The 25,597-nt window shown below is 33.4% G+C and carries 28 protein-coding genes; 2 read left to right on the forward strand and 26 right to left on the reverse strand.

Annotation, left to right across the window (positions count from 1 at the left end; genetic code table 11):
- Positions 1-18 precede the first annotated feature (18 nt).
- The 10 genes from mgfK to hprK form a co-directional block, all read right to left on the reverse strand.
- A complete protein-coding gene (gene mgfK / locus CAB05_RS14040) occupies positions 19-1,005 on the reverse strand; it encodes a gluconeogenesis morphogenetic factor MgfK (protein ID WP_088000802.1) in 987 nt (328 codons plus the stop codon).
- On the reverse strand, positions 1,005-1,865 hold the full coding sequence (gene rapZ / locus CAB05_RS14045; protein ID WP_088001696.1) for an RNase adapter RapZ: 861 nt from the start codon (positions 1,863-1,865) through the stop codon (positions 1,005-1,007). Before rapZ ends, mgfK begins: the two co-directional genes overlap by 1 nt.
- 54 nt (positions 1,866-1,919) lie before the next feature.
- On the reverse strand, positions 1,920-2,378 hold the full coding sequence (locus CAB05_RS14050) for an NUDIX hydrolase (RefSeq protein ID WP_088000804.1): 459 nt from the start codon (positions 2,376-2,378) through the stop codon (positions 1,920-1,922).
- A gap of 396 nt (positions 2,379-2,774) precedes the next feature.
- Complete coding sequence (trxB, locus tag CAB05_RS14055; RefSeq protein ID WP_088000806.1) at positions 2,775-3,722, reverse strand: thioredoxin-disulfide reductase; 948 nt, start codon at positions 3,720-3,722, stop codon at positions 2,775-2,777.
- A 137-nt stretch (positions 3,723-3,859) separates the two neighbouring features.
- Positions 3,860-5,359 carry a tetratricopeptide repeat protein gene (locus CAB05_RS14060; RefSeq protein WP_088000808.1) on the reverse strand — a complete coding sequence of 500 codons (1,500 nt, stop codon included), beginning with the start codon at positions 5,357-5,359 and terminating at the stop codon, positions 3,860-3,862.
- A 190-nt stretch (positions 5,360-5,549) separates the two neighbouring features.
- Positions 5,550-6,056 carry an acyltransferase gene (locus tag CAB05_RS14065; RefSeq protein ID WP_088000810.1) on the reverse strand — a complete coding sequence of 169 codons (507 nt, stop codon included), beginning with the start codon at positions 6,054-6,056 and terminating at the stop codon, positions 5,550-5,552.
- Positions 6,053-6,700 (reverse strand): pyrophosphatase PpaX, encoded by a 648-nt coding sequence (gene ppaX / locus CAB05_RS14070; RefSeq protein ID WP_088000812.1) that lies wholly within the window; start codon positions 6,698-6,700, stop codon positions 6,053-6,055. The genes CAB05_RS14065 and ppaX overlap by 4 nt, the downstream gene beginning before the upstream one ends.
- Positions 6,701-6,723: 23 nt before the next feature.
- Positions 6,724-7,665, reverse strand: a complete 942-nt coding sequence (locus CAB05_RS14075) for a nucleoside recognition domain-containing protein (protein WP_235821499.1) — start codon at positions 7,663-7,665, stop codon at positions 6,724-6,726.
- Positions 7,666-7,698: 33 nt separating this feature from the next.
- Positions 7,699-8,511: a prolipoprotein diacylglyceryl transferase gene (lgt, locus tag CAB05_RS14080; RefSeq protein WP_088000814.1), complete on the reverse strand. Its 813-nt coding sequence runs from the start codon at positions 8,509-8,511 to the stop codon at positions 7,699-7,701.
- Positions 8,512-8,533: 22 nt separating this feature from the next.
- Positions 8,534-9,490 carry an HPr(Ser) kinase/phosphatase gene (hprK, locus tag CAB05_RS14085; RefSeq protein ID WP_088000818.1) on the reverse strand — a complete coding sequence of 319 codons (957 nt, stop codon included), beginning with the start codon at positions 9,488-9,490 and terminating at the stop codon, positions 8,534-8,536.
- A 300-nt stretch (positions 9,491-9,790) separates the two neighbouring features.
- Between hprK and CAB05_RS14090 the strand changes: the two genes are divergently transcribed.
- Complete coding sequence (locus CAB05_RS14090) at positions 9,791-10,753, forward strand: Ig-like domain-containing protein (RefSeq protein ID WP_088000821.1); 963 nt, start codon at positions 9,791-9,793, stop codon at positions 10,751-10,753.
- A gap of 75 nt (positions 10,754-10,828) precedes the next feature.
- Here CAB05_RS14090 and CAB05_RS14095 read toward each other — a convergent pair whose 3' ends face one another.
- The 16 genes from CAB05_RS14095 to CAB05_RS14170 form a co-directional block, all read right to left on the reverse strand.
- Positions 10,829-11,203, reverse strand: coding sequence for a phage holin family protein (locus CAB05_RS14095; RefSeq protein ID WP_088000823.1), 375 nt, complete (start codon positions 11,201-11,203; stop codon positions 10,829-10,831).
- A 5-nt stretch (positions 11,204-11,208) separates the two neighbouring features.
- Positions 11,209-11,400, reverse strand: a complete 192-nt coding sequence (locus tag CAB05_RS14100) for a PspC domain-containing protein (RefSeq protein ID WP_088000825.1) — start codon at positions 11,398-11,400, stop codon at positions 11,209-11,211.
- A gap of 222 nt (positions 11,401-11,622) precedes the next feature.
- Positions 11,623-14,481 carry an excinuclease ABC subunit UvrA gene (uvrA, locus tag CAB05_RS14105; RefSeq protein ID WP_088001700.1) on the reverse strand — a complete coding sequence of 953 codons (2,859 nt, stop codon included), beginning with the start codon at positions 14,479-14,481 and terminating at the stop codon, positions 11,623-11,625.
- A 14-nt stretch (positions 14,482-14,495) separates the two neighbouring features.
- Positions 14,496-16,484, reverse strand: coding sequence for an excinuclease ABC subunit UvrB (gene uvrB / locus CAB05_RS14110; protein ID WP_088000828.1), 1,989 nt, complete (start codon positions 16,482-16,484; stop codon positions 14,496-14,498).
- Positions 16,485-16,732: 248 nt separating this feature from the next.
- Positions 16,733-17,953, reverse strand: a complete 1,221-nt coding sequence (locus tag CAB05_RS14115) for a hypothetical protein (protein WP_088000830.1) — start codon at positions 17,951-17,953, stop codon at positions 16,733-16,735.
- A 12-nt stretch (positions 17,954-17,965) separates the two neighbouring features.
- Positions 17,966-18,814 carry a hypothetical protein gene (locus tag CAB05_RS14120; protein WP_088000832.1) on the reverse strand — a complete coding sequence of 283 codons (849 nt, stop codon included), beginning with the start codon at positions 18,812-18,814 and terminating at the stop codon, positions 17,966-17,968.
- A complete protein-coding gene (locus CAB05_RS14125; RefSeq protein WP_088000834.1) occupies positions 18,811-19,500 on the reverse strand; it encodes an ABC transporter ATP-binding protein in 690 nt (229 codons plus the stop codon). Before CAB05_RS14125 ends, CAB05_RS14120 begins: the two co-directional genes overlap by 4 nt.
- Positions 19,497-19,892: a GntR family transcriptional regulator gene (locus CAB05_RS14130; RefSeq protein WP_088000837.1), complete on the reverse strand. Its 396-nt coding sequence runs from the start codon at positions 19,890-19,892 to the stop codon at positions 19,497-19,499. The genes CAB05_RS14125 and CAB05_RS14130 overlap by 4 nt, the downstream gene beginning before the upstream one ends.
- A gap of 176 nt (positions 19,893-20,068) precedes the next feature.
- On the reverse strand, positions 20,069-20,551 hold the full coding sequence (locus CAB05_RS14135; protein WP_158093276.1) for a DUF1648 domain-containing protein: 483 nt from the start codon (positions 20,549-20,551) through the stop codon (positions 20,069-20,071).
- A 29-nt stretch (positions 20,552-20,580) separates the two neighbouring features.
- Complete coding sequence (locus CAB05_RS14140) at positions 20,581-20,787, reverse strand: transcriptional regulator (protein ID WP_088000841.1); 207 nt, start codon at positions 20,785-20,787, stop codon at positions 20,581-20,583.
- Between the two features lie 4 nt (positions 20,788-20,791).
- Positions 20,792-21,091 carry a YxlC family protein gene (locus CAB05_RS14145; RefSeq protein ID WP_088000843.1) on the reverse strand — a complete coding sequence of 100 codons (300 nt, stop codon included), beginning with the start codon at positions 21,089-21,091 and terminating at the stop codon, positions 20,792-20,794.
- On the reverse strand, positions 21,084-21,623 hold the full coding sequence (gene sigY, locus CAB05_RS14150) for an RNA polymerase sigma factor SigY (RefSeq protein WP_088000846.1): 540 nt from the start codon (positions 21,621-21,623) through the stop codon (positions 21,084-21,086). The genes CAB05_RS14145 and sigY overlap by 8 nt, the downstream gene beginning before the upstream one ends.
- Before the next feature lie 253 nt (positions 21,624-21,876).
- On the reverse strand, positions 21,877-22,482 hold the full coding sequence (locus CAB05_RS14155; protein ID WP_088000848.1) for a flavin reductase family protein: 606 nt from the start codon (positions 22,480-22,482) through the stop codon (positions 21,877-21,879).
- A gap of 11 nt (positions 22,483-22,493) precedes the next feature.
- Complete coding sequence (locus CAB05_RS14160) at positions 22,494-23,099, reverse strand: alpha/beta hydrolase (RefSeq protein WP_088000850.1); 606 nt, start codon at positions 23,097-23,099, stop codon at positions 22,494-22,496.
- Entirely contained in the window at positions 23,100-24,044 is a 945-nt protein-coding gene (locus CAB05_RS14165) for a ring-cleaving dioxygenase (protein WP_088000852.1), read from the reverse strand.
- Between the two features lie 26 nt (positions 24,045-24,070).
- Positions 24,071-24,508, reverse strand: a complete 438-nt coding sequence (locus CAB05_RS14170) for a MarR family winged helix-turn-helix transcriptional regulator (protein ID WP_088000854.1) — start codon at positions 24,506-24,508, stop codon at positions 24,071-24,073.
- Positions 24,509-24,687: 179 nt separating this feature from the next.
- On the opposite strand from CAB05_RS14170, the gene CAB05_RS14175 reads away from it, so the two are divergent.
- Positions 24,688-25,515 carry a DUF2935 domain-containing protein gene (locus tag CAB05_RS14175; RefSeq protein WP_088000856.1) on the forward strand — a complete coding sequence of 276 codons (828 nt, stop codon included), beginning with the start codon at positions 24,688-24,690 and terminating at the stop codon, positions 25,513-25,515.
- Positions 25,516-25,597 lie beyond the last annotated feature (82 nt).

The following is a 25,597-nucleotide window of genomic DNA, read 5'->3' on the forward strand; positions in this document are numbered from 1 at the left end:
TTAACACATTTTAAAAATTTATTTCATTTTACCTTTTTTAACTTTAACTTTAGTTGGAATTAAGTCACATAATATTTCAGCCAGTTTTACAGTGTCATGTCTAATGACGTTATTATCATATTTAATGATTGGCTTTGTAACAACTTCAAGGTTTAATTCATTCAGTTGATCTAAATCAAATAATACTTGTTGTGATAATTCCTCATTATATCGTTTTAAAATATTAGTTGGGATTTTCCCTTCATTTACGATAATCGTGTCAATAAAGCTTGAATCCATGTGTTGATTCAATGCTTTTACATGATCACTTGCACTATAATGTAATGTTTCGCCAGCCTGCGTCATTACATTACATACATATACTTTTTTTGCTTTAGCAGAAATAACAGCCTTACCAATGTCTGTTACTAATAAATTAGGTAGAATACTTGTATATAAACTACCCGGACCGATCACAATTAAATCAGCCTTCTCTATTTCAACAATAGCCTCATTTATCGGTTCTACATTACTAGGAGATAGAAAGACTTTTTCAATCTTCTTACCGGAATAAGGTATCTTCGACTCACCAGAAACAATCGTTCCATCTTCAAGCTCTGCTTTTAAAACAACGCTCTGATTCGCAGCCGGAATGACCTTCCCTCTTACATTTAATACTTTTCTCATCTCTATAATTGCGCGATAAAAATCCCCAGTAATATCCGTCATTGCACTTAACATTAAATTCCCAAGTGAATGACCTGATAAATCTCCTGTTGTTGTAAAACGATGTTGGAATAATTCTTCTAGCATTGGTTCCACGTCTGACAACGCTGCCAGTACATTACGAACATCTCCAGGAGGTGGAATTTTCAGTTCATCTCTTAAACGTCCTGAACTTCCACCATCATCAGCTACTGTTACAATTGCAGTTATATCTACCGGATGTTTTTTTAAACCACGTACTAAAACAGACAGGCCCGTACCGCCTCCAATAATGACGATTTTTGATTGTTCGCTCGGCATTATTTGTGACTCCTTTTCTCAACATCACGATGACTAACGTTTGTATCATATTGGTCTTTAAAGTAGTTGGCTAAGTATTCTGCTAGTGTAACTGATCGATGTTGACCCCCTGTACAACCAATCGCTATGATTAATTGTCTTTTACCTTCTCTTTTATATTGAGGTAACATGAAACTAACTAAATCAATTAATTTCAACATAAATTCAGTTGTCTCGTTAAATTTCAGTACGTATGAGGAAACCTCTTTATCAAGGCCAGTCAAAGGTCTCATCGATTCAATGTAAAAAGGATTTGGTAAGAAACGAACGTCGAATACTAAATCAGCATCAATTGGAATGCCATACTTAAATCCAAATGACTCAATATTTACTGAAAAACCTTCTTGTTCATTCTGACGGAATTGCTTAATAATCTTTTCTCTTAAAGCTTTAGGCTTTAAATCTGACGTATCATATATTAACTGCGCGCGCCCCTTCACTTGAGCCAATAATGCTCGTTCCATCTCAATTCCTTTTAAAGGAGATCCTGTTGGTGATAATGGATGCGAACGACGAGTTTCTTTATATCTTGTAACTAATGCAGAATCTGTAGCATCTAAAAATAATATTTGTGGGATGATTGAAGGAGTTGTCATTAATTGATCTAATGAACTTCCTAATTGATCAAAAAATTCTCGTCCACGAAGATCCATTACAAGCGCAACTTTATCTGTTGTATGATGATCTGGATCTTTCAATAATTCTACAAACTTAGGAAGTAATGCTGGCGGAAGATTATCTACACAGAAATATCCTATATCTTCTAATGCTTGCACAACTACTGTTTTACCAGCACCTGACATTCCGGTAATAATGACCATGTTTACATGTGATCTTGTAGCCACTCTAATTCCACCCTTTCTAAGATTTATTCATTAACTTGGATTTAATCGATAGCGTAATAGTTCAAAATCTGGTGTATATACAAATGTACCGTGTAGAATTTCAGTACCTTTTAGTAGATAGTCAATAATATGAAAATCCCCTTCAGCCATTTGAAGGTTTTTTACATCATCAATTGAATGCCAACGAAGAATCCCTTCTTCACATTCATCTTGGTTTTCACCGTCAAATTCAGTAGCTAAAAATGAAAACATCATCCACTCATTAACTACTTTTGCATTTTCTTCTATAATTATTGTAAAAACACCTTTTAATTTCGGGTTTTTTAAATAGACACCGGTTTCCTCTCGATATTCGCGAACAACTGCTTCTCGAATATTTTCACCTGGCTCCATCTTTCCGCCAGGAGCAACCCACCAGTTTCTTCTAGGCTTTTGTAACAGGAGGATGTTATTTTCTTTTAACAAAACACAATGTGTAACTCTTTGCATTTTCTATACCTCACTTACAATCTTCTTACAGTTAGTTGTAACTGCCCAATCTATATTATACCTTTAAACAACTACAACAACAACTTGTAACCATGAATGATCACTTGAAATACTGAAAGGAAAATTGACATATAAAAATCCTAGTTAAAACATAATGTTATGTTCCAATCTAGGATTTAATTTAGGTTATTTTCGATAAACAAAAAAAGGGAACATGGACAAGCGCATATCCATGTTCCATATATATTAGGGGGCTCTCTGGTTGTTATCTATAATACAGTATTTATATTGCAAGAAAGTTACACCCTAATTACATATAAATTTCAGAATATTACAATTCCATTTACATTTTAACGTTTCTACCATTCGGCAAAAAAAGTAAGCTGTTTGTTGGAATCAGTTTGTTTTCGTTAACTCTTCTTTTAGTTCTTCAACATAATGTTGAACTGCTTGAGCTGCAATACTTCCATCACCAGTAGCTGTTACTACTTGACGTAATGTTTTTTCACGTACATCGCCAGCTGCAAAAATTCCAGGAACTTTTGTTTCCATTACATCATTTGTTTCAATATATCCATTTTCATTTGTGATACCTAAGTTAACAAATGGTTTTGTAAGTGGAAGCATTCCAATATAGATAAATACACCATCAGTTTTAAACTCTGATTCGTCACCGCTTTGTGTATTTACTAATGTAACTCCACTAACTTTGCCATCTGTACCATTAATTTGCTTTAATGTCGTATTCCAAATAAATGAAATTTTTTCATTTGCAAATGCACGATCTTGAAGGATTTTTTGTGCACGTAGTTCATCACGACGGTGAACAATTGTCACTTTTGAAGCAAAACGAGTTAAATACACGCCTTCTTCAACAGCTGAATCTCCACCACCTATTACTACTAATTCTTTATCTCTAAAGAACGCGCCATCACAAACAGCACAGTAAGATACTCCGCGACCGCCAAGCTCTTGCTCACCAGGAACACCGATTTTCTTATATTCTGCACCTGTTGTAATAATAATCGCACGCGCTTTATATTCTTTTTTACCTGCAATAACAGTTTTATATTCTTTACCATCAACGATTTCTTTTATATCACCATAAGCATATTCAGCACCAAACTTTTTTGCATGATCAAACATTTTGTTTGATAAATCAGGTCCTAAAATACTATCGAAACCAGGATAGTTTTCAATTTCTTCGGTATTAGCCATTTGGCCACCTGGCACTCCACGTTCCATCATTAAAGTAGACAGATTTGCACGAGATGTGTAAACCGCTGCAGTCATCCCCGCTGGTCCTGCACCAATGATAATAACGTCATAAATTTTTTCTTCCATTACTTTTCCACTCCTTGTACTTGAATAACGCTTTTACCTAGATTATTAACTAACACTATCCTATAACTAAACCACAGAAAACGACAAATCATATGCTCATGTAAAAATAAAGAAAGCTTGCCTAACACCATTTGGTATTAAAACAAGCTTCGAATGGCGCTAATGCCTTTATTTAACAAATAAGTAGATATATTATAGTTTGCTGCAATTTTCTTTTGTGATACACGTTTTTCTTCATTTTCTACAAGATAATGCGTAGCTGCTAATAAAACATTTTCATTTACTGGTAATTCTTTATACTTCAATGTTAATTCACAAATTGAGAAAAACCATAATTGAAGCTGATTTCGTAGAAGTACATAGTCATCTTCCCAATGAGTTTGAATTTTTTTCGCACCATCTATGACAATTTTTAATGATGGATGTGGTTCCATATAGCACATATTATTTAACAATACTTGCTCTATTTGTTCATCGATACCGATATGATCTAACGGTTCTAAATCTTGAAGGATTGAACTAAATTTTTGATCATAATAATATTCCTTCATAAAATAGATTAAACCCCAACGCTCACTATTAGAATTAGAGTATTTTGCTTGATACTCTGTTTCTGACATTAGTTTTTCAATTTCATTCGTTGAATGTTTTTTCTCGACCCAGGGAGCCAGCTCTTCATGGTCATCAAAAGCTTCTGACATTTCTAAATTCCAGATGCGCTCTGCAAGTTCAATTCGACCAGATCTGTATGCTGCATCACTATACATATAATAAAATTGGACCTCACGATTCGGTCTATCTATATAAAGTAAGTGAAATAGCTTAAATGCCTGTTCAAATTGTTGGAATTGATAAAACAATACACCAAGTTTATGGCGATGTTCCTCCGATATCGGAACAATATTAGACAAACTCATCAAGTATTCTTGAGCAGCCTCTTGTTCATTTAGAATTCTTTTTAACATTGTTAAATGAATAAGTGCTGAAAGGTTTCCAGGATTTTGTTCTAATACATAATGAAGTACTCTTTCGGATTCTTCATGATTCCCTAAATGTAGTTCAACTAAAGCCAAGTTATTGTATGCTGGCCAAAATTCTTGGTATTTATCCACTATATTCAGTAAAGTTGTTTTGGCAGATTTCCAATCATGGTTAGCTAAATAACTTGTTACTCTTTCTTGAAGAACAAGCAAATCATCATTTATGCTTAGATCATCATCTTCTTCACTATGGATAATATCTAAGTAATCTTCCAGTTCATCTAACTGGTCTTCATCAGTACCTATTTCTAAGTACTTTTGGGCGTAAAGATTAGCTTTTTGAAATAATCCCAACTCAAAAAATGCAAATGCTAATAAATAATACACATCTTCATTTGCAGGAAATTTATCTAATATATATTCTAAAATTGTAATAGACGTTTGGTATTGATGCATTGTTAAAAGCTTACGAGAAATATCAACTAGTACAGTCTGATTTTCTTCGTTTTCAGCAGCTTTCTTTAAATAATAAATCGCTTGGTCAGTATCGTTACTATTATAAGCTTTCATACCTTTTTCGTAGAAATAATCTTTCGGTAACGAGAACGAAACGACATTATGAAATTGATTTGTTTGATTCCCCAAATTTTCAGACATTCGATCCTCCAGTTTTTCCAGCTTATCACAGTATATCATACAAAAAGAGGAAATAGTCGTCGTCCAAATTATAAGAATTTGTATACGACGAACAATTTCCATCTTTAAAAAATTCAAAAGTAGTCCAATTTATTATTTTACATAAAACAATGAATAATGGAACCACTTTTTTTATTTTACAAATATTACCTTACTTACTAATACTACTTTTAGCATCAGGTATCGAAATGATTGTCATTGGATTCCCTCCAACAAATGCTCCTGCTGGTACATCTTTATTGACTAAAGTTGCTGCAGAAATTTTCGCTCCATCACCAATTACTACGCCAGGTAATATCGTAGTATTTGCGCCAACTAACACATTATCCCCAATTATTACTTCTCCTAAACGATATTCATTTATTAAATATTCATGTGCTAAAATCGTAGTATTATAACCAATGATTGAATTATTCCCTACTGAGATTAGCTCTGGAAACATTAAGTCTGGAGTAACTTTAAAAGCAAAAGCAGTGTAATTACCAATTTTCATACCAATTAGTCGTCTATACATCCAGTTTTTCACGCTAAAAAATGGAATATATCGTGCAGCTTCAATTACGATTACATTTCGAAAAGTTTTCCAAAATGATACTGTCTTGTAAAGCTGCCAAAGTGAGTTTTTCCCCTCAATATTGTATCTTTTTGTATTTCTCACTTTTCTTCGCTTCCTATTATTGTTAAGATATCACTCATTTTTTCTAACATATAGTCTGGATGATACGATTCTAAAAATTCTTTTCCTTTAAGTGACCATACAACGCCTGCCGTTTTCGTTCCAGCATTTTTACCACCTTCTATATCGTGGTAGTTGTCGCCTACCATAATAGTTTCCTCAGGCGTAGCATTTAGCTTTTTCAACGCTAATTGTATTGGCTCTGGATGTGGCTTCGCATTTTGAACATCGTCAATTGTAATAACAACATCAAAAAATTGTTTCAAACGACTATAGCTTAAACCCATTTCTACTACATTTCTTGCCTTCGTCGTCACAATACCAATTTTATAACCTTGTTCGTGTAATGTTTCAATCGTTTCATAAACAGTCTCATATTCTTCTACAAATTCATCGTGCATCTCAACATTAAAGCGACGATATTCTGTAATTAGCTCATCTACACGATTTTCATCAACTGTTGAAAAAGATTCCGTTAATGTTGGTCCCATAAATGGAATAACATGCTCACGTTTATATTTTCCAGGATAAAACTTCTCTAATGTATGCATGAATGACGCAATAATTAGTTCGTTTGTGTTGATCAATGTACCATCTAAGTCAAATAATAATGTTGTAATTTTCATTAGATTTCCCTCTCTAACTGCTACTATTTCATTTCTGCGTTCAAGCTAGTTTCGGATTTCTTACTAACCTTACCTATTATTCTTGCTACAAAGCATGTAACAATTAATGCAACAAAGAATCTTATGGCAAATAAATACCATACTGGAATGCCTAATGGGATAAAGATCAGTGTATCTTCAATTACCGCATGACATGCCACTAAAAACAAGAATACTAAATATAAATCCTTCTTTGATACGCCATCTTCTTTTACTGCCTGAATCATAACACCAGCACCAAAAGCTAATCCGAAAAATAAACCTGCTGCCAATGTAACACCAGCCTTAGATTCTACACCTAGTAATTTTGTAAAAGGTGATAAGAATTTTGTAATGTAGTTCATCCAGCCTAAATCTTTTGCAAATTGAATCACTACCATCAAAGGAATAACGATAATAACTAACTTATAAATGCCAAGAGCAGATGCAATAATGGCTGTTTTTATTAACTCCATACCACTAATGTTTGCTACCTCTGCAACTGCTATTCCCTTATGAACAATTTCAGTTCCACCTGGCCAGAAGAAATGCAAACATAATGCAGATATGATTGCGAAACCTACCCTCACAAAAACTACAAAGGAAGCTCGAATCCCTACCGCGGTTGCTACACTCGTTTCTATGAATAAATTATGAGAGAAACTTAGCATAACTGCCAAAATTAAGGCTTCCTTCATCGTTAAATCCATTGGAAGCATCGCGCCAATCGCGGCATATAAATTTAATACATTACCTAAAACTAAAACGATTGCTGCATCACCTTTTAAACCGATAAAACTCATTAATGGTTCAAGAAGGTTAACAAACCAGTCCATGAGACTCGTCTCTTTCACGATCGTTAAAATGAATGAAATTGGAAAGATAATTTTCCCCATCTTCCAAGATGTCAACAAACCTACTTTTAACCCATTTTTCAATGTTTCCAAAACGAATCCCCCCTCACCCGATATTTCTATTGATTATGCATCTAAATAACGATCATTAGATAATCCTTTAACCCTGCGATAAACAAGAACAATAATCGCAAACACAATAATTAATACAGAAATAAACTGAGCCATTCTAATTGTATCTGTTAACATTAAGCTATCTGTACGAAGACCCTCAATAAAGTATCGACCAACTGAATACCAAATTAAATAAGTTAAGAACATTTCACCACGTCTTAGATTTACCTTTCTTAAAGACAATAATAAGATAATTCCTAGCAAGCTCCACATTGATTCATATAAGAATGTTGGGTGGTAGTAAGCACCATCAATATACATTTGATTAATAATCCAAGTTGGTAAATGTAGACCCTCTAAAAATGAACGAGTAACTTCTCCCCCATGAGCCTCTTGATTCATAAAATTTCCCCAGCGTCCAAGCATTTGTCCAACAAGAATGCTAGGAGCTGCAATATCAGCTAATTTCCAGAATGATATACCTTTTTTCTTTGAAAAAATATAACTAGCAATAAATGCACCAATTAAACCACCGTGTATAGCCAAGCCACCATTCCATATTTGTGGAATCTCATTTAAATGCTTAGAATAATAATCGAATTCAAATAATACGTAGTAAATTCTTGCCCCTAATATTGCAGATGGAACTGCAATTAATACGATATCCATAAAAGTTTCTTCATGAACCCCGCGGCGTTTCCCTTCACGAATGGCTAACCATAAACCTAATAAGACACCTATACCTATTAATACCCCATACCACTTAATAGAAAGAGGTCCTAGCTCAAAAAACACCTTATCTAATGGTTGTATATTTGATTCCATCTATTTTTTCCCCACTTCATTTTTATATTAAATCGTTTAGATCATCTAAATTTGTATTATTACCGCCCTTTATTACCTTTTCTAAGCGATCAGCAAATTGTTGAGCTGCATTAACACCCATATTTTTCAATCTAAAATTCATTGCTGCAACCTCAATAATAACAGCTAAGTTTCGACCAGGACGAACAGGTAAAGTAATTTTTGAAATGTCTGTATCTAAAATTCTTAGCTTTTCATCATCTAAACCGACTCTATCGTATACTTTTTGTGAATCCCATATTTCTAAATCAATATTTAACGTTATTCGTTTATAAGTACGGACTGAACCTGCTCCAAACAGTGTCATCACATTAATAATACCTAGTCCACGAATCTCTAATAAGTGCTCAATTAATTCCGGAGAAGAACCGATTAAAGTATCTTCATCAGTTTGACGGATTTCAACTGAATCATCAGCAACTAAGCGATGACCTCGTTTTACTAATTCTAGTGCGGTTTCACTTTTACCAACACCACTTTTACCAGTAATTAATACACCAACACCATAAATATCAACTAATACACCGTGTAATGCAGTTGTTGGTGCTAATTTAGCTTCTAAATAACTAGTCAGTCTGCTATATAATTTAGTCGTCTTACTACCAGAACGTAAGATTGGAACCCCTGTTTCTTCACCTGCTTCAATTAATTCTGTAGGAATTTCAAGCCCACGGGACACGATAATACAAGGTGTATCCTCTGCACAAAGTTTTTTTAATCTGTCTTCTTTTTGCTCGTCCGTTAAACTTTCATAAAATGTTAGCTCAGTCATCCCCAATAACTGTACACGATCAGATGGGTAGTATGTAAAAAACCCTGCAACTTCAATTCCAGGCCGAGATAAATCAGTCGTATTAATGGACCTTTTTAATCCTGCGCTACCACTTATTACATCTAATTTAAAATGCTCAACTATATCCTTCGTACGTAACTTACCCATTCATGAGCCTCCTAGATTATAAATTTCGTTTTTCATATCAATTTATAAATTTATCTTTTCATATTGTACCATTTTTAAAGTTGGTGGGAAAATGTCGAGAAATAGTAGTTATATTTTTATAAAGCAAAGTTGTGTAGGAATTTTCTACTTTTAATATGAAGGAGCTATTAATGTTTATTTTTTAACAATAGCCTAATTGAAAGAAATAAGTTTTGCTAATTGCCTTTGCTCATATACAAAAACATTAAAACGATGCCGATATTAATATTGTTAACAAAATAAAATGATAGAGGTGGAATTATGTTTAAGAAATGGACTAATGGAGTATGTTCTTTCCTACTTGCAGTTACTTTTTTTATGCCGTTTTTTACTAACGTAGTAGCTCATGCAGAAGAAGTAAATCTCGTTGAAGATCGATTAACACTATCTGAAAACGAAATAACAATCACACCTGGTGAATCAAAAGAAATTATCCTTACTTATATAAATGATCTTGGCGAAAAAGAAGACGTGACAAAGAGTCCTGAATTGAAAGTTGAAAATATTGATGAACTTGTAAAATTCGAAAACGGTCTTATTACTGCTGGGGAAGACATTGGCACAACAGAATTACAATTCTCTTATAAAGATTTTAATGTTTTATTAACGATAAACGTTGAAGACAAAGTCGAATTAGAAAGTATCAAAATTGATTTAAAAGAGTTTAAGTTAGCTGTAGGTAAAACTCTTCCATTAAAGGTTTATGGATATTATTCGGACGGTTCAAAGGAAGTTATAAAAGATAATTTGACTTGGCAAAGCTCTAATACTTCAGTTGCTACTGTTAAAGATGGAATTGTAACTGCAGTGAAAGAAGGAAAAAGCAATGTAATCATTACTGTTTCTTATGAGGAGTTTAGTGCAAAATCAGAAGGTAAAGTTTTTGTACAATCACCAGTGAAAATCAAGAACATTATTGCTAACCCTTCAAAATTGAAATTACAGCAAGGTGATAAGCAGTCAATTACAATTTTTGCAGTTTATACAGATGGAACAAAAAAAGATATTACTAAAGATGTAAAATATAAAATTGGAAATACAAAAATTGTTACCTTCTCAGACGGCAAAATTGTCGCAAAAGCTAAAGGTGCTACAAGCATTAAAGCTAGCTATCAAAATTATTCAGCGAATATTACAGTTGTCGTTGAGAAAAAAAAGAAGCATGATGACGATGATAAGAAGCATGACGATGACAATCACCATAAAGGTAAACATGGTAAATAATCATTCCCATTCATTTTGAAAAAAACTCTTTATTGAATTTTCTTCAAAAGTAAAAAGCTCCCAAAAAGGGAGCTTTTATTTGCGTTCAGATGTTTTTTTGTTTTTTGGATCAAATACAAAATACTGTATTAACATACTAAATGTACTAATCAAAATTGACGCTAATATTGCTGTACCAAATCCATTAACCCTGATTGCATCTCCAAGGATATAATCCGTCATTTCTAATGTAATCGCATTGATAATAAACAGGAATAAACCAAGTGTAAAAATCGTTACGGGTAATGTGATAAATATTAATATTGGTCTAATGATCGTATTTAATACAGATAAAACTAGTGCAGCAACGACTGCTGTTGGTATATTTGCTACATAAAAATCTGGTTGAAGAAAACCAGCTACTACAATAAAAACTAAACTATTAATTGCTAATGAAAATAACCATCTCATAAAATTTACACTTCGCCTTCTTTTGGAACAATAAAAATCCAAACTAAGTAAACTAAAAATATAGCACCAAATCCGATAAAAAATAATAAAACAAAAAGTAATCGTATTAATGTACTATCAAAATTAAAATATTGACCCAAACCACCGCATACTCCTGCAAGCATTGAGTCTTTAGAAGATCGATATAATTTTCTCACAGTAATCTCCTCTCTAACTATCCAGCCTCTATTTATATAAAAATTATTATAATAAATACTTTATAATTTATTCTATGCCAAAACAAACAAAAAGAATGTCCAAAAAACGAAAACTAGCATATCAAATCCTTTTTGGGTTCTTTTTATCAGAAAACTGCTCACTTACACATACAAAAACAAAGAGGAGAATGTAGTTTCCCCTCTTTGTTTTTCATTACTTTTTTATGATTCCATTAATGCCATTCTTTGTTCCATTCGGCTTTTGTCTCGATCAAGAACTGCTTTTAAATACTTCCCTGTATGAGAAGCTTCTACTTTGCAAAGTTCCTCTGGTGTACCAGTTGCAACAATCGTTCCACCTTTGTCTCCACCTTCTGGCCCCAAGTCAATCAGATGATCGGCTGCTTTAATGACATCTAAGTTATGTTCAATAACAAGAACCGTATCCCCATTTTCTACTAATCTTTGTAGTACGACTAGTAGTCGTGAAATATCATCTACATGTAATCCTGTTGTCGGTTCATCTAAAATATATAATGTTCGACCATTGGTACGCTTATGAAGTTCAGAAGCAAGTTTTACACGTTGTGCTTCCCCTCCTGATAACGTTGTCGCTGGTTGTCCAAGTGTAATATATCCTAAACCTACATCATTTAATGTCTGAAGTTTTCGTTTGATTTTTGGGATATTCTCGAAAAATACAACTGCATCTTCAACAGTCATATCTAATACTTCTGATACAGATTTATCTTTATATTTCACTTCTAACGTTTCTCGGTTGTATCGTTTCCCATGACATACTTCACAAGGTACATATACATCCGGTAGGAAATGCATCTCAATTTTAATGATTCCATCTCCGCGACAAGCTTCACATCTTCCACCTTTTACGTTGAAGCTGAATCGACCTTTTTTATATCCTCTGACTTTTGATTCATTCGTAGACGCATATACGTCACGAATATCATCAAATACGCCAGTATATGTCGCTGGGTTCGAACGTGGAGTACGACCAATTGGTGACTGATCAATATCAATTACTTTTTCTAATTGCTCAATCCCTTTAATTTCTTTATGTTCTCCCGGACGAACCTTTGAACCATTTAATTTTTGAGCTAATGATTTATATAGTATTTCATTAATTAAAGTACTCTTTCCAGAACCAGACACTCCTGTTACAGCAACAAATGTGCCTAATGGGAATGAAGTTGAAACATTTTTTAAATTGTTTTCTTTTGCACCGACGATTTTAATTTCACGACCGTCACCTTTTCTTCGTTCAAGAGGTACGGGAATAAACTTTTCACCTGATAAATATTTACCAGTTAATGAGTTTTTATCTTCCATTACTTCTTTTGGCGTACCTTGAGAAATGATTTGTCCACCATGAACACCAGCGCCAGGTCCAACATCAATTAAATAATCTGCCGCTAACATTGTATCTTCATCATGTTCAACTACAATCAGTGTATTTCCAATATCGCGCATATTTAATAGTGTAGAAATTAAGCGATCATTATCTCGTTGATGTAACCCAATTGACGGCTCATCTAAAATATAAAGAACACCTGTTAATCTTGAACCGATTTGCGTTGCCAAACGAATACGTTGTGCTTCACCACCGGATAATGTACCAGCTGCTCGATTTAAAGTTAAGTAGTCTAATCCTACGTTAACAAGAAATCCTAATCTCTCCTTAATTTCTCTAAGGATTAGGTTAGCAATTTGTTCTTGTTTCGGAGTTAAGTTTAGGGTATCAAAGAAGTCAAATGCTTCTTTAACAGACATCTTTGTTACTTCACCTACATGTAACTCACCAATAAATACAGCAAGTGCTTCTTTTCTTAGTCTATGTCCTTTACATGTTGGACAGCTCTGCACACCCATGTATTTTTCCATTTGCTCACGAATATAATCAGATGTTGTTTCTTTGTAACGTCTTTCAACATTTGAAATAACACCTTCAAATTCAATCATTGCTTCACGAACATGACCTTGTTCATTATCATATCTGAAATAGATTTGTTCTCCGTCACTACCATAAAGTATTTTGTCTCTTTGGTGTTTCGGTATATCTTTATATTGGATATCCATATTGATTCCATAATGATTACATACACTTTCAAGAAGTTGTGGATAATACATAGAACTGATTGATTCCCACGGTGCAATTGCATTTTCTTTTAAGGTAAGTTCTTCATTAGGGATGACTAAACTTAAATCAACTTCCAATTTTGTACCTAAGCCATCACATGAATGACATGCTCCAAATGGGCTGTTGAATGAGAACATTCTTGGCTCAAGCTCTCCAATTGAAAAACCACAATGTGGACAAGCATGATGTTCACTGAAAAGAAGCTCTTCTTCTCCAATTACATCAATAATAACTCGGCCTTCTCCTAGCTTTAATGCAGTTTCAAGTGAATCAGCTAGTCGAGATGCTACTCCATCTTTAATCACAATTCGGTCAATTACAACTTCAATTGAATGCTTCTTATTTTTTTCTAATTCTATATCATCCGATACGTCATAAAGTTCCCCATCTACACGTACACGAACAAAGCCTTCTTTTTTAATCTCTTCAAATACTTTTACATGTGTACCTTTACGACCAGAAATAACTGGAGAAAGCACTTGTATTTTTGTACGCTCAGGATATTCCATCACACGATCAACCATTTGCTCTACTGTTTGAGATGTAATTTCAATTCCATGAGTTGGACAGATTGGTGTACCAATTCGAGCATATAGTAGACGTAAATAATCATAAATCTCCGTTACAGTACCAACTGTTGAACGAGGATTTCTACTTGTCGTCTTTTGATCAATCGAAATGGCCGGAGATAGACCCTCAATCGAGTCTACATCCGGTTTATCCATTTGGCCTAAAAATTGACGAGCATATGCAGATAATGACTCTACATATCTTCGTTGTCCTTCTGCGTATATTGTGTCAAAAGCTAGTGAGGATTTTCCCGATCCAGATAATCCAGTAACGACAACAAGTTGATTACGCGGAATCGTCACATCAATGTTTTTAAGATTGTGTGCCCGAGCCCCTTTAATAATAATTTCATTCATACTCTTCAAGTTCCTCACCTCTCAGCCTTTAACTCTAGTATTAAGTCACGTAGCTCAGTTGCTCTTTCGAAATCAAGCGCCTTTGCAGCATCTTTCATTTCCATTTCTATAGATTGAATGAATAGATGACGTTCTTTTTTGTTCATTTTCGAATACTTAGCTTGAATACCATTTTCATAAACTTCTTCATCCTCTGCGACAGAAGTTGCTCGAATGACATCACGTACTTGTTTAATAATTGTTTTTGGTGTAATACCATGTTTTTTATTGTAATCTTCTTGAATTTCACGTCTACGTTTTGTTTCTGTAATTGCAATATTCATTGAATTTGTCATCTTATCCGCATACATAATAACATGACCATTTGAGTTCCTCGCAGCACGACCAATTGTCTGAATCAATGAACGTTCAGAACGAAGGAACCCTTCTTTATCTGCATCTAAAATCACAACTAAAGAAACCTCTGGAATATCAATACCTTCTCGCAATAAGTTGATCCCGATTAATACATCGTATTTACCTAATCGAAGGTCACGAATAATCTCAATTCGCTCCAATGTTTTGATTTCTGAATGTAAATAATTTACTTTGATCCCGATTTCTTTCAGATAATCAGTTAAATCTTCACTCATTTTTTTCGTAAGAGTTGTAATAAGTATTCTTTCATTTTTTGCGATTCGTTGGTTTACTTCTTCAATTAAATCGTCAATTTGACCTTCAATTGGTCGAACATCAATTGTCGGATCTAATAGACCAGTAGGACGAATAATTTGTTCTACTTTTTCTGGACATAAATCAAGTTCATATGGTCCAGGTGTTGCCGTAACATAAATTGTTTGCTGAACCTTATCTTCAAACTCTTGGAATCGTAAAGGACGATTATCAAGTGCAGATGGAAGACGGAATCCATGGTCAACTAATACTTGCTTACGCGCCTGGTCTCCATTAAACATACCTCTGATTTGAGGCACAGTTACATGTGACTCATCTATTACCATTAAGAAATCTTCTGGGAAGTAATCTAATAAAGTATACGGTGTTGAACCTGGTGGCCTTAATGTTAAATGACGTGAATAGTTTTCTATTCCTGAACAGAAGCCCATTTCATTCATCATTTCTAAATCGTATCTTGTTCTTTGCTCTAATCTTTGCGCTTCAAGTAATTTACCGTTCTCCCTCATTACTTTTAAGCGTTCTTCTAATTCAACTTCAATATTTTTAATGGCAATCTTCATTTTTTCTTCACGTGTTACGAAGTGAGATGCAGGGAAAATTGCTACATGATCTCGATCGCCTAAAATTTCACCAGTCAGTGCATCCACTTCTCTAATTCTCTCAATTTCGTCTCCAAAAAACTCCACGCGAATACAATGTTCGTCTCTTGACGCAGGGAATATTTCCACAACGTCACCACGAACTCGAAATGTACCACGAGAGAAATCAATATCATTTCTCGCATATTGAATATCTACTAATTTATGCAATAACTCATCTCTACTGATTTCCATGCCAGTACGAAGAGAACAAACTAACTCGCGATATTCCTCTGGAGAACCTAAACCGTAAATACAAGAAACACTGGCTACGATAATGACATCATTCCGTTCAAATAATGAAGATGTGGCTGAGTGACGTAGTTTATCAATTTCATCATTTATACTTGAATCTTTTTCAATGTAAGTATCCGTTTGAGGTACATACGCTTCCGGTTGAAAGTAATCATAGTAACTAACAAAATATTCAACAGCATTATTCGGAAAAAATTCCTTTAACTCACTATATAATTGACCAGCAAGTGTTTTATTATGGGCAAACACTAATGTTGGTTTTCCAATTTCTTTAATAACATTTGAAATCGTAAATGTTTTTCCCGTACCTGTTGCACCTAGTAACACTTGATGCTTTTTACCATTTCTAACCCCGTCTACAAGCTCTTTAATTGCATTTGGCTGATCGCCTTGAGGTGTATAATTAGAAACTACTTCAAAATTTTGCTGCTCCATCGTCCCCGCCTCCATTTCCAAAACAAACCTATCCTTCTATTTTACCACATTTTTTCAAAAATCAATCAAAAACAGAACAAATGTACCTTATATTTTCAATTAATATTCATGATTGTCCTCGAAATGTAAAATACAAGCCTCTTAAACTAGAACGTACATTCCTTCATCCATTTTATTTATAAGCTACTTTCGTTGTGAAAGCAAATAAAAAAAACTAACCTAGTCCTTTACGGAACTAGGTTAGTCTACTAGCGCACATTAAATTCATATAACTCTAACTTTTTCAGAAGCTGTTCTTTATTTTCTTGCGTATTTTTAACTTTAATTGCACCTTCATAAATTGTTTTTCCAGTAGCTAAATCAAAAATATATATTGAACGATCTTCACCATTTTCTCTATTTGCAATCGTATACAACTTGCCATCAATTATTTTATTACCAGAAAAAGAGACTCCACTTTCTATCGAAATAACTGTTGGCTCACCTTCAATTTTTTTGCGTTCTAAACTATATTTTAATACCGTTACGTTTTGATCATTATGGCTGATAAAGTAAAGCATATTATCACTCTGAAATAATTCGCTTTGCTTGCTCATTTCTAATTGTTCTTTTGTTAAATTTAATTTGTCTTCCTTACCTGTTTCTAAATTCCATATGTGCATTGCACTATGAAGTTCTTCGCTTAATACTTCTCCGTCTTCTTGATTCGTGGTTTTCATTTTTACTTGTTTATAAACATAATACTTTTTTGATTTTGTAAAATCTATTTCGGATGGGTTAGTATATTCTGTATGAATAGTAGCTTCTGCATCTTTGTCTATAGTAATCTGTTTACTATCAATCATTTGTTTTTTATTTATACTAATTCGATAAATATAACGTCCATTTTCTCCATAATTCTTGTTTTGAAATGTAGTAACAACTAATTCTTTGCCGACTAGCTGAACATCTTCAATTCCTATATATGAATACTCTTCTTCATTAGGAATATTTACTTTAAACTTAAAGCGATCTTTACTTTGTAGATCTAAACCGTCTATATATAATTTGTAATCATTATTTCTCGCTTCAAAATTTACATTCTTTCCTCTTACATCTGCATACCAAACATAATCTTTATCTAAATAAAAGTTAGACTCATTATTTTTCCCACGCATAAAATTTTTCTCTTCATTTTGTAAAGTATTTAGTTTTTCTAGACTATATGTTTTGCGATTAATTACATCAAATATTGAGTTATCATTTTTGTACTCACTACCTTTTGTGGTAATGTCTACACTTCTATTAAAATTATTTTCAAATAGATTCCCCTGAATCTCTAAATTATCAGCAGCGCTCGTTTCCCCTTGCTCTGTACTAATATAGAAAACAGGACGATTACTTTCTGATGTGGCAACCTTTGTATAAAACACTCCAAGGCTGATTGTTGTTACGGCTGCAATAACAGCCAGATTTCGATATCGTTTCATTTTTACTCCCCCTTACACCGAAACTTTATTCTGTAGCAAGTACTTACTTAACATGATTGAAATAGCTGTGATCAAACCGATTAAACCTAACTCAATATAAAATACTTCGTTTGGATAAAGTGAAAAGCCATTATTAGGCATTAAAACTAGCTCATTAATTAGAATAGGTGATATAAGAACAATCACAATAAATGCTGCATATAAAATTCCCATCAAAATTCCTTTCCATCTAAAGCTACGCTCTAATAAAATCACTGTGAAAATCGCAAATATAGATACTAAACCAACACCATACGATAATAAAAACTGAATAAAGTTACTTGGTAATACTGTTGTAAACAACATATTATTTAAGATTAAATCTACTGTACTAACCTTACTTAGTAATTCACTAGGAACACTATTTTCAAATATTGTTATTTCAATTGGAAGTAAAATAAATTGGTAAGCGATTAAGCTTAATACCATGATTAAAATTGTGCTTGCTTTTGCAAAATAGATCGTCATTCTTGATGTTGGGACCATAAATAGACGATAAATAAATGTGTTTTTACCAAAATAATCTCTATACCAAATCATAAAAATATAAAGGAGCATTAACGCCACACAAATCGCTATTGGTGCTACGAAGAAAATATTATTTGTCACATGATGAAAACTAATAGTGCCATTTACCGAAATAAATTCTTCTAACGCTTTGCTTGAACTAGCATATTTAGCTTGTTCTGCTCGATTTAAGTAATCAGATTTTGCTATGAAAATACTCACAAACTGTGAAATTGCAGTCAAAACTAGTAATCCAATATATAATTTGATAAAACGGTTAATTTCAAAATTTACTAATTTGATAAATCGATTCATGATTGATACACCTCTCTCATTACGTCAATCACTGACTTTCCTTCTTCCAATCGTAATTCTTCTGTATAAAATTCTTTTAAGATTTCACCATTGTCCAATAAGATGACCTTATCTAATAAGTGTTCAATATCATTAATTTCATGGGTTGTAATAATAACACCACGATCTTCTATTAAATGACTCGTGAACACTTTAGCAATTTGCTCTCTACTAAACATATCAATACCAGAAAATGGTTCATCCATTAGAACATAATCTACGTCTAACCCAAGTCCAAATAATAAATTTGCTTTTGCTGCATTCCCTTTAGATAACTCACCTAATTTTTCATCTAAATTTAATCTGAAAAATCCAAGTAATTCTTTTGCACGTTCTTGATTCCAATTTACATAAAAATCCTGCATGAATTGGATTGCTTCGCCAACTGTAAAACTTGGAAGCATCGTTAAAGTATCAGGAATAAATGTAATATTTTCATACATTGAATGATGAATCTTCTTTTCATCTATTAAGATTTCACCTTGATCAATTGGAGTTAAACCCATAATTGCTTTCATCGTTGTAGACTTACCTACTCCATTAATTCCAATTAAACATGTAATTTCACCTTTATTAGCTGTAAAATTGATATTTCTTAGAACATGTTTTCGTCCGAATTTTTTAGAAACATTACTTACTTTTATCATTTAGACTCTCCTTCCTCATGGTTAGTCTGCTTCAATTCATAATTTTTCTTAACCATTTCTAGTAATTCCTCAACTGGGACATTGATGACTTTAATCGAATCAACAAACTCATTAACTGCTTCCATAATTAACTCATTTCGTATTCCCTTTAATATTTCAACATCTGTCGTTATTTTACTTGGGTAATTTTTTTCAGTCGTTATCAATCCTTGTTCCTCCATTTCCTTGTACGCTTTTTGTACAGTATTTGGATTTATATTAAATTGAACAGCGAGTTCTCTTCTTGATGGTATTTCTTGTCCAGCTTCTAGTAGTCTCTTAGCAATTTGTTGTTTAAAATGCCTAACTACCTGTAAATATACTGGCTCTCTATTGTTCACAATAAACTCCATCAGCCCACCTCCTATAATCATCATTCCAATTTCAAGTGTGTGTACTACTTGGTTCATACACCGTATACGTGTACTATACAGTTAATACACTAAACTTGTCAAACAAAAATTCAAAAAAAAATACCAACCTTATTTAGAAATGCTTCTAAAATGGTTGGTATTCTATCAATCCTAAGTTATCTATATTTCCTTGAATTCACTAAATACATTATTAACGTACTGAACAATATGATTAAAAATAAAATCATGACATATGAATTCAATTGTATATTTTCAACAATTACCCAGCTTATATACGAGGTGAGGAGCATAATCTCTAAGTTCATTATAGACATCATTCTGACAGCCATTTGATATTGTTTTTCAGCATTTTCTTCAGTAATTTCTACAATATAATTAAACTTATGTGGTATGTGCTGAGTTCTTGTATTTAGTATATAAATTAAGATGCTGACTCCCAGTAGTATGAAGATACTTTCTTTTGGCCCCCAATAGTCTACCTCTCCCAAATAGTTGAAATGCATCGGAATTTGATCTAGTAATTTCGCATAATTAACTAGTAAATATATTGCCGTTCCCCCCATTATAAAAACTGAAATAATATTAATCCAATTTTGCAGAGGCGTTCTTTGTATATTTAACCTTGGTCTACTCTCCATGTTTAGTCCCTCTCTTTCCATTTCACTATTTATATTCTATTTGCCTTCCGATCCTTTCTAACTACTAAAAAGTAGAAGAAAATACTGGGGAAAGGAAACTGAATCATTCCAACTAGTCCCCAAAGCCACGAAGAACGATTTCGCTTTTTAGCATTCGTAAACAATAGGATGCTTTGTGATATTAAAATGATAAAAACTAAAACCAATATAATTATATTTTCAACTGTCCATTCCATTGATCTACCACTCGCTTTCGATTTTCTTTTTATCTCTCATAAAAATTAATGGTATTGCTATAAACCCCAGCACTTGTATGATAATTAGATTCATCGGTGTTTGAAGTGAAAGAAGGATTGCTCCGACAAAAAGACTACAAGCTACACAAATAAACAAAATTAATTCCTTCACATAAGACGACCTTTTTTGTTGCTGATGCAAAGAAATTTTTTGAGTGATGGTATTTAACGTTGGGATCTCAACTTCAGTTAATTCATCGATTTGCTTCATTGCTGATAACAGTTCATCTGTTTCTTTACTCATCCTGCATTAGCTCCTTTCTTAATTCCTTCATACCATTATGAATTCTTGATTTAACCGTACCTTCACGTATGTTCATCATTTTGGCGATTTCTTCATTTGTGTATCCGTAGTAGTGCTTTAATAAAATTGCAGTACGAACTTCAGATTTTAATTTATTAAATCCTTCCATTACATCACCCCATTCAAAACCTTTATAGGAAAGCTGCCATTTTAATGAACGGGACAAATTCTCTGTTTCAGTTTTTTGCCAAAACCACTCGCGCTTTTTTCTTCTTTGCTGATCTAAATAAAGTCTAGTGGCAATTGTAATTAACCATGTAGAGAACTTAGACTGACCGTTATATTTTTGAATATGATCGAAACCCTTTAGCATCGTATCCTGCACGAGGTCTTCAGCTGTCTGTGGATCGAGTGTCATTTTTAATACATATTTATATAAAAAGGAATAGTATGTTTGAAATAACTCTGCAAATGCTTCCTGATTACCCTCTTGGGCGAGTTTGACGACTTCTAATTCTTCGAAAGAATCCATTCCTTCCTCCTTCCACCAAGCAATAGATGATTCATGTTTAATTTGATTACAAAGGTTATACGTTTATCTTCTACAAATCGTTCATTTTTCTTATTAAATTTTTTTTGTGATTCGTTAACATTGTTCTTTTTAACATAAGATTAGGCTCCGATGCCTCAACTGACCAGCGAAAAATCCACAAACAAGGAGATTTTTTGAAACAAAAAATAAAACCCTATCTAATGTTAGATAAGGTTTCATTTTTATTATAAGATTATTTTGGTCGTTCAATTGTAAAAATTTCACCGATCTTAGCATAATGGTCTCCAGCTAAACGGCTGACTGCCTTTAAACCATTTGAGTCAATTCGTCCATTTTCATAAATAGCTTCATCGATATGATAATGTACAATTTTGCCAATTAATAAATCACAGGCTTCATTATTCGTTCCTAAAGGAATTGCCTGTTCTAGTTTGCATTCTAAACGAATTTTCGCTTCTTTGACACCTGGCACTGATATTTTCACACTATCTACTGGCGTTAAGCCCGCTAATTGAACTTCACTTTCGTTAGGAGGTAATGCTGCTGCTGTTTTGTTGATTGCTTCAACATTTAGTTCATCGACAATGTGAACTACAAATTCGTTTTTCTCAATGGCATTTCTTGCAGTATCCTTTTGTTTACCCGCTTGTCGTTGTACTGAAATAGATATCATAGGTGGATTTGCCGTTATGATGTTGAAATAACTGAATGGTGCACCATTTAAGATCCCATCACTTGATTCTGTTGTGACAAAAGCAATCGGTCTCGGAATAATACCACCAATTAAAAACTTGTAATTATCACGTTCACTCAAATCTGTTGGAGAAAAAGATTTCATGAATTCACCTCTTAAAAGTTTTTTTCGTACCATTCTGCTGCTTTTTCGATTTCAGTTCTTGTTAAGCTATGACCATTATTTTCCCAATGCGTTTCTACTGTAGCACCTGCCCCCTGTAATAAAGAAGCTAACTCTTCTGTTTCTTGAGGTAGACAAATTGGATCATTTTTTCCTGCACCAATAAAGACTGAAATATTCTTCATTTCTGGTAAATCTAGATTTCGAATCGGTACCATCGGATGTAACAACATAGCACCCTTCAATGCATCTTCATAATGGAATAGTAAGCTTCCGGCAATGTTAGCTCCATTAGAGTAACCGATCGCAATGACATGATTCGGATTAAAATCATAGTCAGTTGAGGCTTGATCGATAAATTCTTTAAGCTCTTTTGTACGGAATACTAAATCCTCTTCATCAAATACTCCTTCAGCTAATCGCTTGAAAAATCTTGGCATACCATTTTCACTTACATTTCCTCTAACTGATAGAATTGAAGCTTCATCATCAATCATACCAGCAATTGGAAGCAGGTCATGTTCATTTCCTCCTGTACCATGTAGTAATAGAAAAGTTGGCTTACTCGGATTCGTCCCTTTAATGAATATGTGTTTCATTTAAATTTCTCCCTTCACTTCTCTGATATTGATTGGTTGCAAATGATTTTCGATGCTTTCACGGTTTACTTCCTGCCATTTAGGAAGCATTAGCTTTTCCCCTAAGCTATCTTTCGGTTCATCAATCATAAAGCCTGGAGGATCAGTTGCAATTTCAAATAATAGTCCGCCATGCTCACGGAAATAAATTGCATGAAAATAATTTCTATCTTTTATTTCAGTTACACCATATTGATGATCATGAATCTTATGCTGCCAATTTACATGTTCTTCATCATTACTTGCACGCCAAGCGATATGATGTACTGTTCCAACACCCATCACACCTCTTCCAACTGGTGCAAGCTCGATATCTATGATATTACCAATTTCGCCACTTGCTTTAAAACGCAAGTAATTTCCTTCTTGGCCCAAGCTCTCTAATTCCATTACATCTTCTAATAACTCGGCAGTTTTATGTGGAGCACCAGAATATAAAACCGCTCCGCCAAAACCTTTTATTGCCACCTCTTTCGTTACACCGTTAAATTCCCATGAATTTGTTGCACCTGTTTCTCTTTCAACTAGCTCTAAATGTAAGCCGTGTACATCTTCGAACTGTAAAAAAGTTTCACCAAATCTTGTTACTTTTTTCGTTTCAATATGAAAAGATTTTAATCGGTTTTCCCAAAAATCTAATGAGTTTGTTGGAATTAAAAATGTGGTAATCCCTACCTGGCCACTTCCTACTTTCCCTTTATATGCGTTTGCCCAGGGAAAAAACGTCATAATCGTTCCTGGATCTGCATCTTCGTTACCAAAGTAAAAATGGTATGTTCCTGGATCATCAAAGTTAATTGTTTTCTTTACAAAACGTAACCCTAAAATACCAGCATAGAAATCCATGTTTTCTTGTGGATCGCCAACAATGGCAGTTATATGGTGTATACCTTTCATTTTTTCCATTTTTTCTCTCCCTTTCTAAATTGTGATTATTTATTTAGTTTTCTTAATAAGTTAAGCAATTGTTTTTGTTCATCTTCGGTAAGTTTGCTAAATTGGTTTTGTTGAAAGTGTTCTTGCGTCGGAACAATTTCTTCATACATTTTTTCACCAAGTTCAGTTAACGAAAGATATTTATTCTTCCATTCAACCTCCCTCTGAATCCAGTTCATCTCTTCCATCTTTTTCAACAAATGAGTTACATTTCCCTTTGTTACGACTAATTTATCTGCTAATTCTTGCTGTGTAATTCTCTTATTTCTGCCAACATGTACGATTACATCAAATTGAGCAGTCGTTAAGTCCCATTTCTTTAGGTTTTGATTAGACTCTCTAACATTTTTAAGATAGAAACGCGCTAATCGAAACCATAATAATATTGCTAAATTTTTTGATTTATTTGAAGAAAGTTCATGATTATCTTTCATAGTAACCACCTCTAAGATCGATCTTGTTATCAGTTTAATATTAAACTGATAACAAATCAAGTAAAATCTTTTATAAATTTATTATGTTTGTTTCCTTTTATTATTATGACTTGTAATGTTCGCGTACACATTAAAATACATATTAATGGAAGCGGTAAATACTTAGTAGGGGTGATGTCATGTCCAACCTTTTTGTTTCACGTTCATTAGATGAAATTCTTTTTTGGTCAAGAATTATGAAAGAGCATTCATTATTTCTCAAGCTTGGATTTAATTGTGATGATACCGAACTCATAAATGAAGCAGATCACTTTTATAAATTATTTGAAGCAATTGAAACGAAAGCTCAAAATTTCACCATGCAATCAGATCCTCGACAAATACAACAATTTAATATAGAAGTTCATAATGCTGCTTCCATGATATGGGCCTTTAAGCGAAAAATACTGGGGCTCATTATAACTTGTAAAATATCAGGTAATAATTTTCCGCTGCTAGTTGACCACACAAGTAGAGAAGCTGCATACTTCGCAACTCGTTTAAAGGAATTAAATGAAGGGAAACTAAAACCACAGCCTGCAGCCATTATTAGAGAGAATGTATTCTTCCTAAGAATTATGGCAGATCATGCAAAGTTTATTGGACATCTTTTAGATCCTTCAGAAAGAAAACTAGTAGAACAAGCACGAGATTTTAGTCATGATTTTGATCAATTACTATTTCAAGCAGTCGATTTAGAAGCGATGCAACCGCAATCTGAAACTGTTCCACTAATCGATAAATTACTTGATGAAAATCGAGTTTCAGTAAAATCTCTTAGAGACTTTAAAAAATCCGCTCGTGATCTAATTGAAGCATGTAAAATTAAGAGTATTATTCATCCACTTTTGGCAGACCATGTGTTTAGGGAAGCTGAAAGATTTTTACAAATTATAGACTTGTTTGAAGCAGAGCTCACTGGAACAAATACACAAAGTATTGAAGATATCGCAAACCATGGTTTTTAAAGACTAGATTTCATATAAGGTTAGTAAAAAAAGCAAAAAGATAACTCTTTTTGCTTTTTTTGTTTATGCTCTTCATTTATTT

This window comes from Gottfriedia solisilvae, assembly GCF_002128405.1.
Taxonomy (GTDB): Bacteria; Bacillota; Bacilli; order Bacillales; family Bacillaceae_G; genus Gottfriedia; species Gottfriedia solisilvae.